This is a genomic window from Vibrio sp. 10N.222.55.C6, from assembly GCF_041473395.1.
Classification (GTDB): Bacteria; Pseudomonadota; Gammaproteobacteria; order Enterobacterales; family Vibrionaceae; genus Vibrio; species Vibrio crassostreae_C.
On record NZ_JBFRSD010001204.1, the window covers coordinates 1 to 290 of the forward strand.

1 protein-coding gene is annotated in these 290 nt (G+C 52.1%); it reads right to left on the minus strand.

The window, feature by feature from the left end; all coding sequences use genetic code 11:
* On the minus strand, positions 1–290 hold a 290-nt coding region (locus AB4486_RS28195), incomplete at both ends, for an N-acetylmuramoyl-L-alanine amidase (protein ID WP_372120129.1).

Here is a 290-nt window from a genome sequence, read left to right on the forward strand (position 1 = left end):
GCATTACAACCGCCAACCAAACAAACCCCAATATTGCCCTTGTTGTGTCCTTTCACATGCGCACCGGTTTGCGATAGTGGCCTGCCAAGTTCGACATCCCCATTGCGACGAATAACAAAGTGATACCCCACATCGCGCCAGCCTCTCTTTTTATGCCATTGGCGAATCTCGGCTACGTCTACATCTTGCTGTGGTGGCGTGGCGCTGCAATGCACCGTAATAAATGAGAATGCCGGGCAATGAGGCAAACGGAGTAAAACCGAAACCAGGCTGAAGGAATAGGGCGCGAG